This is a genomic window from Streptomyces sp. NPDC025618 (assembly GCF_055558795.1).
The window spans coordinates 92,622-104,299 of the sequence record NZ_JBVHLW010000024.1 but is presented as its reverse complement, the minus strand read 5'-3'; the positions used below and the strand labels follow the sequence as shown (position 1 = coordinate 104,299).

The window sequence follows — 11,678 nt, the reverse complement described above, 5'->3', positions numbered from 1 at the left end:
GTTGTCCTCAAACTCCCCCAGCTACCTCCCCCAGACTCCGTCCGGGGGTGCCCCCAGAGGTGCCCCCAACGGGCTGGATATCCAGCCCGTCCGGCGCCGACCGCCCGTCCCGCCCAACCCCGACACCCGTCACCTTTTCGAGCGCGTACGTCAACTCACGTCCCGCGATAAACCTCGAATCATTCGCTCAAAAGGGTGACTAAATGTCGCCATATCATTACCCCTCGCTACCATCTGCGACATGAACCAGGCCGCCCGCCGCATCGGCAGAACTCTCGCCCTCGTCCTCCCCGTCGTGCTCGTGCTGTCCGGGACACTCGCGGTCACCCGCGTCCCGTGGGCCGCGCCGAGTGCCGACTCGCAGGTGCTGACCGCTTCGTCCGACACCGCCTCCACCCAGGCCAAGGCAGCCCGCGCGCCGTACGAGGTGCTGCGCGACCAGCTGCTGACCGAGCTCCAGGTGAAGAACCCGGGCACCGCGCTCACGCACCTCCAGGCCGCGACCAACGGCCGTCCGTCCCTCGCCCAGCACTGCGCCGAGCTGGCGCGTGCGCTCGGCCGCGCCGCGGTCGCCAAGTACGGCGCCAAGCAGGCCCAGAAGTTCTCCCGGCCCGTCTGCGACACCTCGTTCGCCTCCGGCGTCGCCCAGGCCCACTGAGCGCCACCCTCGGGCCCGGCCGCCGCACCACCCGTACGGCCCGCCGTACGGCAGCACCCCGCACGCCCGCGCGCACCGCCGCCCGCACCCCCGCCCGGGCCACGGCATATCGTGCGGAGCATGACAGGCACGCACGCGTACCCGTACCCCACCCAAGCCGTCGTCCTGGCCGGAGGCCAAGGGTCACGGCTTCGCCCGTACACCGACGACCGCCCCAAGCCGATGGTCGAGATCCCCGGCACCGGGACCCCGATCATCGGCCATCAGCTGGCGTGGCTCGCCGCCGAGGGAGTCACCGACGCCGTCGTCTCCTGCGGCCATCTGGCCGAGGTTCTCCAGGAGTGGCTCGTGTCGGCCGATCTGCCGCTCCGCGTGACCACCGTGGTGGAGCGGGAGCCCCTGGGCCGCGGTGGCGGCCTCAAGTTCGCGGCGGCGTCGCTGCCGCACCCCGACCGCCCCTGGTACGCCACCAACGGCGACATCTGGACCCGCTTCTCGCTCCGCGAGATGGCCGCCTTCCACCACGAGCGTGACGCGACGGCCACCCTGGCGCTGGCCCGGCCGCGGATCCCCTGGGGAGCCGTGGAGACGGACGAGTTCGGCAAGGTCCTCGACTTCATCGAGTCGCCGCCTTCGCCGTATCTGATCAACGCGGGCGTCTATGTCTTCTCCGCGGCCTTCACCGCCCTGCTGCCCGATCACGGCGACCACGAGCGCACGACCTTCCCCCGCCTCGCACGCGAGCGCAGGCTCGCGGGCTACCCGCTGCCGCACGGCGCGTACTGGCGGGCCATCGACACCGCGAAGGACCTGACCGAGGCCGCCAAGGAGCTCGCGGGCTGACGAGCGTACGAAGCCGACGAGCGCATGAAAGCGCCCCCGCACCCTGGCCGGGTGCGGGGGCGCGGTGCGCCGTGCCTCAGCCGAGGAGGCCGCCCAGGGCCCCTCCGCCGCCGGTCGAGCCGCCGGAGGAGGAGTTGCCGGAGGAGCCCGTACCGCCGCCCGTGGAGCCGTTCGCGGCGGACGATCCGGAGGGGCTGCGCGGCGCCGCGGGAGCGGCGGGCCGCTCGTGCGTCTGCGGCGTGGAGCGCGCGCCCTGGCTGGCGCCCGGGTGCCCGGCCGCGCCCGCCGTGCTCTCCGGGGCCCGCGCGGTGCCGGGGACGGCGGGCGCGGTGGCGGAGGGCGTGGCGGTCTTCTTGCCCGAGGGGGTCGGCCTGGGAGTGCCGGGGGTGGCCGACCCGCGGCCGCCGTGGGTCGGGGCGCCGGTGCCCGGGGTCTGCGGGAGCGGCGTGCCGGGGAGGTTGTTGACGGGCGGGTCGCTCGGCCCGGGGGTCCGCACCGTCTCCGAGGAGCGCACGGCGCCGCCCAGCGTCGAACCGACGATCAGGGACAGGCCGATGACGACGGTGGCCATGACCGTGCCCCGGCGCAGCACGCGCCGGCGCAGGTCCCACAGCTCGGCGCGGGGGCCGAGGCGCCGCCACGCCTCCCCGGCGAGGCGGCCGTCGATGGAGTAGAAGGGCGCTCCGGCGATGACCAGGGGGCTCCACGCGGCGAGGTAGACGATGTCGGGCGCGTTGTAGACGGGCACGGTGCGCCAGCTGACCGTCATGAGAAGGACCGCGGAGAGCAGGACGCCGATGCCCGCGGCGAGCCGCTGCCAGAGGCCGAGGATGGTGAGGACGCCGACGACGACCTGGAGGAAGGCGACGGTGAGCCCGGAGCCCACGGGATGGGCGAGGGCGAGGCTGCGCAGCGGCGCGGCCATGGGCCAGGGGTGCAGCGCGGTGAGCCAGGTGACCATGGAGCCCCGGCGGCCGCCGTCGAAGTAGACGGGGTCGCAGAGCTTGCCCATGCCCGCGTAGATGGAGATGAGGCCGAGGAAGATCCGCAACGGCAGGAGCACGACGCCGAGGTTCATCCGGCGCCCGGGGTAATAGGCGTGCCGGACGGCGTCGTTGCCGCCGCGCTCGCGCCTGCTCCCGGGGTCCTCGCCGTCGTCCTCGTCGAACTCCTGGTATTGGTACTGGTCTTCGTCGTACGCGCTGTCCGTGGGGCGCACCCCGCGCAGCAGTTGGGTCTGGGGGCCGACCGCGTCGACGAGCTCGCCGGGGCCGGTGTGCTCGCCGGAGCCGCGGGGGCCGACGACCGTCGGCGAGGGGCCGTCGACGCGGATCCGGGGCAGCACCTGGGTGGAGCCCGCGTCCTTGCCGGCCGCGGTGTCCACGGGCCCGGCCGCGGAGTCCCTTACGGCTTGCAGGAGTTCGGTGGGCGCCGCGTCGCCGGGCTGGGTCCGGCCGCTCCACACCACCGGGGCGCGGCGCCTGGCCGCGCCCTTGACGGTGGGCAGCTGTGCCGTGTCGGCGACCCCGGCGAACTGTCGGGCGACGCGCGGCGGCCGGGCGAGCTGCACGCGGAAACTCATATGGTTGACGACGATCTGCGCCGGGTCGGACGGCACTTTCACCGTACTCAGCGCGGGCTGGTCGTCGTACCCGGAAGAGCTTCCCCCCGTGGGTGTGCGGGGTGTTCTGGTGTCCACACTCATCTAACCGAGTGACTTCTGATTAGGACACTGCCTTGACCGGTTCGAACTGTCCGAGGCCCGTCAAGATCATGAGACGCCGAACGCCGGAAGGGCTGGTTTAACCGGCCCTTCCGGCGTTCGATGTCATTTAGTGACCGCGAGCGGTCACAAAGGGTCAGGCGCGGCGGCGCGACGCCTCGTAGAGCACCACACCCGCCGCGACACCGGCGTTGAGGGACTCCGCGCCACCCGGCATCGGGATCCGCACGCGGAAGTCGCAGGTCTCGCCGACGAGGCGGGACAGACCCTTGCCCTCGCTGCCGACGACGATGACGACCGGGCCGCCCAGCGCCTCCAGCTCGTGCAGCTCGACATCGCCGTCGGCGGCCAGGCCGACGACCACGAGCCCGGCCTTCTGGTACGACTCCAGCAGCCGCGTCATGTTGGTGGCGCGCGCCACCGGCGTACGGGCGGCCGTGCCCGCGGAGGTCTTCCAGGCGCTGGCGGTCATGCCGGCCGCGCGGCGCTCGGGGACGACCACGCCGTGGCCGCCGAACGCGGAGACGGAGCGGACGACGGCGCCGAGGTTGCGCGGGTCGGTGATGCCGTCGAGGGCGACGATCAGCGGGTCCTCGCCGTCGTCGAACGCGGCGGCGGTGAGGTCGTCGGGGTGGGCGTACTCGTAGGGCGGCACCGACAGGACGAGGCCCTGGTGGTTGAGGCCGTTCGTCATCCGGTCGAGCTCGGGACGGGGGGCCTCCATGAGGTTGAGGCCCTTGTCCGTGGCGAGCTGGAGCGCCTCGCGGACGCGCTCGTCGTTGTCCAGGTACTGCTGGATGTAGAGCGTGTTCGCGGGGACGCCCTCGCGCAGCGCCTCGACGACGGAGTTACGGCCGACGACGAGCTCGTTGGCGCCCTTGGGGCCGCCGCGGCGCGGGGCGGGCCGCTTGGACTCGTGCCGGACCTTGGCGTTGGCGAGACGGTTCTTCTTGTGGCCCTTGCGCTCGGAAGCGGGCGGGGTCGGCCCCTTGCCCTCCAGGGCACGGCGCCGCTTGCCGCCGCTGCCGACCGTCGCGCCCTTCTTGTTGGACGTGCGGCGGTTCCTGCGCTGGCTGTTGCCGGCCATGGGTGCACCTGTTTCTTCACTGCTCAGAGCCACCGGGGCGGCTCTTGTAAACGTACGTACGAAAAGTGTCTCTCAGGACGGGCGGCGTCGCTCGGGTGCCAGGCCCGCTACGACAGGGACCAGCGGGGCCCGGACGGGGTGTCCTCGATGGCGAGGCCCGCCTGCTGGAGCTGGTCGCGGATGGCGTCGGCGGTGGCGTAGTCCTTGCGGCCGCGGGCGGCCTGGCGCTGTTCGAGCACCAGCCTGACCAGCGAGTCCACCACGCCGTGCAGATCGTCACCGCGGCCGCTCGCGGCACCGGCCCACTGCGCGTCGAGCGGGTCGAGGCCGAGCACGCCGAGCATGGCGCGGACCTCCGCCAGCCGGGCGACGGCGGATTCCTTGTCGTCGGCGGTCAGCGCGGAATTGCCCTGGCGCACGGTGGTGTGGACGATCGCGAGGGCCTGCGGGACGCCCAGGTCGTCGTCCATCGCCTCGGCGAAGGCGGGCGGCACCTCGGCGGCGGGCTCGACCGGACCGGCCTTCTCCACGACCCGCTGGATGAAGCCCTCGATCCGCGCGAAGGCGGCCTCCGCCTCGCGCAGGGCCTCCTCGCTGTACTCGATCATCGAGCGGTAGTGCGGGGTGCCGAGGTAGTAGCGCAGGACGATCGGGCGCCAGTGCTTGACCATCTCGGAGACGAGCACGGAGTTGCCGAGCGACTTCGACATCTTCTCGCCGCTCATGGTCACCCAGGCGTTGTGCACCCAGTAGGAGGCGAAGTCGTCACCGAACGCCTTGGCCTGGGCGATCTCGTTCTCGTGGTGCGGGAAGATCAGGTCCAGGCCGCCGCCGTGGATGTCGAACGCCGCGCCCAGGTACTTGTGCGCCATGGCCGAGCACTCCAGGTGCCAGCCCGGCCGGCCGCGGCCCCACGGGGTCTCCCAGGAGGGCTCGCCGGGCTTGGCGGCCTTCCACATCGCGAAGTCGCGGGGGTCGCGCTTGCCGGTCTCGCCCTCGCCGGACGGCTGGAGGAGGTTGTCCAGCTCCTGGTTGGAGAGCTCGAGGTAGCCGGGGAAGGAGCGCACGTCGAAATAGACGTTGCCCTCCGCCTCATAGGCGTGGCCGCGCTCGATGAGACCGCGCATCATCTCGACCATCTCGGTGACATGGCCGGTGGCGCGCGGTTCGTACGTGGGGGGCAGGCAGCCGAGCACGTCGTAACCGCTGTTGAAGGCGCGCTCGTTCTCATAGCCGATCGACCACCAGGGGCGGCCCTGCTCGGCGGACTTCTTGATGATCTTGTCGTCGATGTCCGTGACGTTGCGTACGAAGGTCACGTCATAGCCGCGGTGGGTGAACCAGCGGCGCATGATGTCGAAGTTGAGACCGGAGCGGATATGTCCGATGTGCGGAGCGGCCTGCACGGTCGCGCCACAGAGGTAGATCGAGACGCAGCCCGGCGTGAGCGGGGAGAAGTCACGGATCTGCCGGGCGCTGGTGTCGTACAGGCGAATGGTCACGGAACCAGGGTAGTGGGCTCCGGGCAGTGCCCCGGGCAAACGGCCGGTTCGTTCGTCGGACGGAACGTTTTGCCCCTTATTTGCTTATTGCGCCAAAAATATAACTTCGCGTGGTAACTTCCGCGGCACGAAGCCAACTTCTCGGTGACGACTTCTCGTGGGACGCCGCGGAAACCTGGAGGGGTGTTGCACTCCACTCTGCCGGTACAACAGGAGCACCCCGAACGGCCGGGCCCGCCCGCCGGGCCGCTGGAGACGGCGCGCAGACCGGCGGGCGGTGAGCGGCGCGGGCGGCTGGCCGCGCTGGACGGGCTGCGGCTGTTCGCCGCGCTGATGGTGGTGGCCTATCACTACGTGGCCTTCGGCAGCGGGATCTGGGAGCGGCCGTCCGCGGCGGTCTTCCCGACGGCCTTCCTGCCCGCGTCCTACGGCTGGCTGGGCGTGCAGCTGTTCTTCCTGATCAGCGGCTTCGTGATCTGCATGAGCGGCTGGGGCAAGAGCGTCGGGCAGTTCGCCGTGTCGCGCGTCACGCGGCTCTTCCCCGCGTACTGGTTCGGGGTGCTCCTCGTCACCGTCGCCGTCTATTTGTGGCCCGCGGTGGACGAAACCCTCCGTTTGAGGGATGTCGCTGTCAACCTGACGATGCTGCAATCGCCTCTGGGGGTGGACTCGGTCGACGGCGTCTATTGGACGCTCTGGGTCGAGATGCGCTTTTACCTGCTCTTCGCGCTGATCGCCTGGCGTGGACTGACCTATCGGCGGGCCGTCGGTTTCTGCGTGGCCTGGGGATTCGCCGGGGTCATCGCCGCCGCCGTGCACAACCCGGTGCTCGACCAGATCCTCATGCCGGAGGACTGCTGGTATTTCATCGCCGGTATCGCCTTCTACCTGATGTACCGCTTCCGCCCGAACATGGCGCTCTGGCTGATCGTGGGCGGCTGTTTCCTGATTGCCCAGCACGCCCTTGTCGACGCCCAGGCGCGTGCGGAAGGCCACATGGGCCGGCACGTGCCGCACTGGCCGACGACGGCCCTGCTGACCTTGTTCTTCGTCGCGGTCGGGGCGGTGGCGCTCGGCCGGACCCGGCGGCTGGACCGGGGGTGGCTGACCACGGCCGGAGCGCTGACCTACCCGCTCTATCTGATCCACGAACGCGTCGGCTGGCTGGTCGTCCGGCACACCGCCGGCCTGGTGCCGCGCTACGTCCTGCTCCCCGCCCTCGTCCTCGGGATGCTCCAGGCCGCGTGGCTGGTGCACCGGTACGTGGAACGCCCGCTGGCGGGGGTTCTCGGGCGCGGTCTGCGCCGCGCGGCAACGGATATCCGGGCGGGGTGACCTGCCTTGTACGGATATCCGTGGACCCTTGTGAAGATCACGTCAGGCCGGGGCTTGGAAATACGCGAGAGACAGGAGATAACTGTCACGGCAGCACGGGGGCTTCCTATGTCAGCATGCCTACGAATGGGCCTGCGTAGGATGAGCCGACTTCAGCCAATCGGAGAGGACGACATGCGTTTCGCCAGACGAGGTGAACTCGATGGCGGCCGGGCAGCCGTCCCGCAGTCAGCACCGCGGCTCTATGTCCTGGACGGGCTCCGCATCATCGCGGCCCTGATGGTCGTGACGTTCCACTACGTCGCCCTGCGCGGCGGCTGGGGCCGTGACACCCGGGAGATCTTCCCCCATCTGCAGATGTTCGCCCGCTATGGGTGGACAGGTGTCGAGATCTTCTTCCTGATCAGCGGGTTCGTCATCTGCATGAGCACCTGGGGCCGCTCCCTGGGCGACTTCGTGGTCTCCCGGGCGTCCCGGATCTATCCGGCCTACTGGGTGGCGATCTTCCTGACCGCGACGGTGGTCACCCTGTGGCCGCAGGTGCGCCAGGTCCAGAACTGGGACGCGGTCCTCACCAATCTGACCATGCTCCAGACGGGCGTCGGAGTCTGGGATGTCGACGGTGTCTACTGGACGCTCTTCATCGAGCTGAAGTTCTACGTGCTCTTCGCGATCGTCGTCGCCACCGGTGTGACGTACCGCAAGTGCGTGCTCTTCTGCGGCATCTGGACGGTGGCCGCGGTCACCTCGTCCAGCGTCGACAGCAAGATCCTCGACATGTGGACGATGCCGCTCTACGCGCCGTACTTCATCGCGGGCATCGCCTTCTACCTGATGTACCGCTACAAGCCCACGGCGCTGCTCTGGGGCATCGTGGCCATGTCGCTGCTGCTCGCCCTGCACCACGTGCCGCGGCGGGTGGCGGACAACGCCAGCCACGCGGTCCCGACCTGGCCGGCCTCGCTGATCATCGTCGTGGCCTTCGCGCTGATGGCGCTGATCGCGCTGGGCAAGCTCAACCGCGTGCAGTGGCGCTGGCTGTCGACGGCGGGCGCGCTCACCTATCCGGTGTATCTGATCCACCAGTACATCGGCATGACCGTCATCTACGCCCTGCGCGACCGCATCCCTCCGCACGTGCTCGTACCGAGCCTGGTCGTGGTGATGCTGGGCGCGGCGTGGCTGCTGCACAAATATGTGGAGCGGCCGCTGGGCAAGAGGCTGCGCAAGGGCCTGCTGAAGGGGATGGACGAGATGCGCCGCCATTCGGCGCCGCCCGCTCCCGCCCAGCCGGCCGCGCAGACCCGGGAGGGCCTGCCGATGCCGAAGCGGGTCCGGCTGTACGAACCCGCGGAGCCGGACCGCGTGGGCGTGGGCAAGTCCGACCTCGTCTGACCCGCGCGCCCCGCCTTCCGATCGCACGCCCCGCCGAGCGGACCGGTCCACCCGGCCCGCCCCCGGCGGGGCGTCGTCAGATCGAGCCGACGACCTTGCGCGGGCTCACCCGCACGACCACGCGCTGCGCGTCCTCGGCAGCCGCCGGGTTGAAGTCCGCGTAATCCTTCCCGGTGTATTTCCGGGACAGCGTGTTGATCAGCTCCTGGGCGCCCTCGGTGGTCAGCGTGGCCGTCCCCCGCACCTCGGCGTAGGTGTAGGGCGCGTTGTGCGGGTTGATCAGCACGGTCACCCGCGGGTCCCGCCGGATGTTCTTCTCCTTGCGGCGGCCGACGGTCGTGGAGATCAGCAGGTCGTCCCCGTCGCGCGCGATCCAGGTGACGGACAGCTGGGGGCTGCCGTCGGGCTGGACGGTGCCCACGGTGGCGAAGACGGGGGTGTCGTCGAGGAGCTTCTTCAGGTCGTCGGAGAGTGCGGCGGACACGGCGCGGATCCTTCCCTCGGGGGACGGCTGGGACGAGCCTCACGCACAGCGACCGGCTGTCACCGTGCGTCGCCCACCGTATGCCCCCGAGGGCCGGGCCGGTCAGATCCTGGGAAAGACCAGCGCCGTGGCGACGGCAGCGAGGCCCTCGGCGCGGCCCGTGAGGCCCAGACCGTCGCTCGTGGTGCCGGAGACCGACACGGGGGCCCCGATCGCCGCGGAGAGGACCTTCTGGGCCTCCGCGCGCCGCTTGCCGATCTTCGGGCGCACGCCGATCACCTGGACCGAGACATTGCCGATCTCGAAGCCCTCCGCGCGGACGATCCGCGCCGCTTCGGCCAGCAGGGTGACGCCGGACGCGCCGGACCACTCCGGGCGGTCCGTGCCGAAGTGCTCGCCGAGGTCACCGACGCCCGCGGCGGAGAACAGCGCGTCGCACGCGGCGTGCGCGGCGACGTCGCCGTCGGAGTGGCCCGCGAGGCCGTGCGTGGCGCCCTCCCAGAGCAGGCCCGCGCACCACAGCTCGCGGCCCTCCTCGAAGGCGTGCACGTCGGTGCCGATGCCCACGAGCGGGATGATCTGCGCGGAGTGATTAATACCCATCATTGGCCCTCCTGCGGGCGAGTACGGCCTCGGCCAGGACGAGGTCCAGCGGCCGGGTCACCTTGAACGCCTCCTCGTGGCCGGGCACCACGACGACGGGCCTGCCGAGCCGCTCCACGAGCCCGGCGTCATCCGTGGCGCCCTCACCCTCCGTGGCGATCTGCTCGTGCGCCTCGTCGAGGGTGCGCCGGTCGAAGCCCTGCGGGGTCTGCACGGCCCGCAGCAGCGCCCGCTCGGGCGTCCCGACGACGGGCTCGGGCTCGCCCGCGACGTCACCCGTGCGGGGCTCGACCTGCTTGACCGTGTCGGCCAGCGGCAGCGCCGGCACGACGGCGGGGGCGCCGTCCCGTACGGCGGAGATCACGGCGTCGACGGTGTCGACGGGCACCAGGGGGCGCGCGGCGTCGTGCACCAGGACGATCTCGATGTCACCGGGGAGGGCCTTGAGGCCGAGGCGGACGGACTCCTGCCGGGTCTCGCCACCGGGGACGACCAGGATCTCGGCCGCGCCGTGGCCGGTCAGCGGATGGTCGTCGAGGAGGTTACGGACCTCGGGGGCGCCGTCCGGCGGGGCGACCACGACGACGAGGCCCACGGCGCGGGAGGCGGCCATCGCCCGTACGGCGTGGACCAGCATCGGGGTGCCGCTCAGCGTGCGCAGGGCCTTGGGGGCACCCGGGCCGAGGCGGACGCCGCGCCCGGCCGCGGGGATCACCGCGGCGGTACGCGAAGGAGTGACGGCGGGGGCTCGATCAGACATTGCGTTGGCGTTCAGGTTTGCTTCCTCGGCCGAATTGGGTATGGCCTCAGCGTGCCGGGCACGACGCCCCGACCAGCCCCTTCCGTGACAATGGTCGGGTCGGCTGCCCGGGCCCGGCACTCCAGGCACGGCGTGGAACCCCGGCGCCGGAGCAGAGATGCCGCAGCGCCCGGCGGATGACAGCCGTCATCGCGCGGGCACCGCGGCACTTCTTTCGTCCGGCACCTGCTGCATTGCGCGCAGCGCTGCTGTGCTCCCTCAATGACGAGTGGAGCGCTGCGTCAGGACGCGAGAACCTCGTCGAGCAGGGCCTCGGCCTTGTCCTCGTTCGTGTTCTCCGCGAGAGCGAGCTCGCTGACCAGGATCTGGCGCGCCTTCGCGAGCATGCGCTTCTCACCGGCGGAGAGGCCGCGCTCGCGCTCGCGACGCCACAGGTCGCGCACGACCTCGGCGACCTTGATCACGTCACCGGACGCGAGCTTCTCGAGATTTGCCTTGTAGCGACGGGACCAGTTCGTCGGCTCTTCCGCATACGGTGCGCGCAGCACCTCGAAGACCCGGTCCAGCCCATCCTGGCCGACCACATCGCGCACACCGACGAACTCCGCATTGTCCGCCGGCACCCGAACCGTCAGGTCACCCTGGGCGACCTTCAGCACCAAGTAGGTCTTGTCCACGCCTTTGATCTGGCGAGTTTCGATGGCCTCGATCAGCGCGGCCCCGTGATGGGGATAGACCACGGTGTCGCCAACCTTGAACGTCATGTGACAGGTACCCCTTCCGTGGCTATCCAGTCTAACACGGGAACTGCCCGTTCTGAATGGCGTTTCCGCAGGTCAGGGCATATCTCGGGGCTTGACAACAGCAACCGGAACGTGCTGCGGGAGGGTTCCGGAAGCGGGTATTCGCAGGTCGGAGCCGTTCTTCGGGCAAGGCGAAACGGGCACGTTACACGCGTGCGGAGTGGCTCGCGAGCGGTCGAACGTCCCGTTTTGCCGGGGTCCGGTCGGCGGACTTCCGCTACTCCGTTCGGGGCCTGACTCACTTCCGCGGCCGGATTCCGGAATTGATCACGGGCGTCTTGATCAATTCCGGGACATCTTCCCGGGCCTCCCGCATTCCTTGCCGATAATCCCCCGCATCACCCGTCACTCGGCTCCGCGTGCGTTCGGGGCGGATATTCGGCCATGCCGCCGACGGGGGCCGAGTTGACCATGGGGGCGGGTCGGGTGCGAGGGCCCGGACGGGGCTCGGTAACCTAAGCGCGCTGACACACCTCTTACTTCGT

General features: G+C 70.7%; 11 protein-coding genes. 4 read left to right on the top strand and 7 right to left on the bottom strand.

Translation table 11 applies throughout. From position 1 onward, the window contains the following. Nucleotides 1-241: 241 nt before the first annotated feature. Complete coding sequence (locus ACZ4A5_RS20810; protein WP_398868181.1) at nucleotides 242-658, top strand: hypothetical protein; 417 nt, start codon at nucleotides 242-244, stop codon at nucleotides 656-658. 120 nt (nucleotides 659-778) lie between these two features. Next, a complete protein-coding gene (locus ACZ4A5_RS20805) occupies nucleotides 779-1,501 on the top strand; it encodes an NDP-sugar synthase (RefSeq protein ID WP_398868182.1) in 723 nt (240 codons plus the stop codon). Nucleotides 1,502-1,577: 76 nt separating this feature from the next. On the opposite strand, the gene ACZ4A5_RS20800 is transcribed toward ACZ4A5_RS20805, so the two are convergent. The 3 genes from ACZ4A5_RS20800 to cysS form a co-directional block, all read right to left on the bottom strand. Continuing rightward, nucleotides 1,578-3,206 (bottom strand): DoxX family protein, encoded by a 1,629-nt coding sequence (locus ACZ4A5_RS20800; RefSeq protein WP_467585899.1) that lies wholly within the window; start codon nucleotides 3,204-3,206, stop codon nucleotides 1,578-1,580. Between the two features lie 154 nt (nucleotides 3,207-3,360). Then, on the bottom strand, nucleotides 3,361-4,311 hold the full coding sequence (rlmB, locus tag ACZ4A5_RS20795) for a 23S rRNA (guanosine(2251)-2'-O)-methyltransferase RlmB (RefSeq protein WP_398868184.1): 951 nt from the start codon (nucleotides 4,309-4,311) through the stop codon (nucleotides 3,361-3,363). A gap of 107 nt (nucleotides 4,312-4,418) precedes the next feature. Next, the gene (cysS, locus tag ACZ4A5_RS20790; protein ID WP_467585896.1) at nucleotides 4,419-5,813 is read right to left on the bottom strand and encodes a cysteine--tRNA ligase; all 1,395 of its coding nucleotides are present in this window, start codon (nucleotides 5,811-5,813) and stop codon (nucleotides 4,419-4,421) included. A gap of 183 nt (nucleotides 5,814-5,996) precedes the next feature. On the opposite strand from cysS, the gene ACZ4A5_RS20785 reads away from it, so the two are divergent. Then, complete coding sequence (locus ACZ4A5_RS20785; protein WP_467585894.1) at nucleotides 5,997-7,148, top strand: acyltransferase family protein; 1,152 nt, start codon at nucleotides 5,997-5,999, stop codon at nucleotides 7,146-7,148. 174 nt (nucleotides 7,149-7,322) lie between these two features. Then, a complete protein-coding gene (locus ACZ4A5_RS20780; RefSeq protein WP_467585891.1) occupies nucleotides 7,323-8,543 on the top strand; it encodes an acyltransferase family protein in 1,221 nt (406 codons plus the stop codon). Nucleotides 8,544-8,619: 76 nt separating this feature from the next. On the opposite strand, the gene ACZ4A5_RS20775 is transcribed toward ACZ4A5_RS20780, so the two are convergent. From ACZ4A5_RS20775 to ACZ4A5_RS20760, 4 genes are all read right to left on the bottom strand, one after another. Beyond that, a complete protein-coding gene (locus tag ACZ4A5_RS20775) occupies nucleotides 8,620-9,027 on the bottom strand; it encodes a PPOX class F420-dependent oxidoreductase (RefSeq protein ID WP_467585887.1) in 408 nt (135 codons plus the stop codon). Nucleotides 9,028-9,129: 102 nt separating this feature from the next. After that, nucleotides 9,130-9,633, bottom strand: a complete 504-nt coding sequence (gene ispF / locus ACZ4A5_RS20770) for a 2-C-methyl-D-erythritol 2,4-cyclodiphosphate synthase (protein ID WP_467585884.1) — start codon at nucleotides 9,631-9,633, stop codon at nucleotides 9,130-9,132. Beyond that, on the bottom strand, nucleotides 9,620-10,390 hold the full coding sequence (ispD, locus tag ACZ4A5_RS20765) for a 2-C-methyl-D-erythritol 4-phosphate cytidylyltransferase (protein WP_467585881.1): 771 nt from the start codon (nucleotides 10,388-10,390) through the stop codon (nucleotides 9,620-9,622). Before ispD ends, ispF begins: the two co-directional genes overlap by 14 nt. 281 nt (nucleotides 10,391-10,671) lie before the next feature. After that, the gene (locus tag ACZ4A5_RS20760; protein WP_003953493.1) at nucleotides 10,672-11,154 is read right to left on the bottom strand and encodes a CarD family transcriptional regulator; all 483 of its coding nucleotides are present in this window, start codon (nucleotides 11,152-11,154) and stop codon (nucleotides 10,672-10,674) included. Nucleotides 11,155-11,678 lie beyond the last annotated feature (524 nt).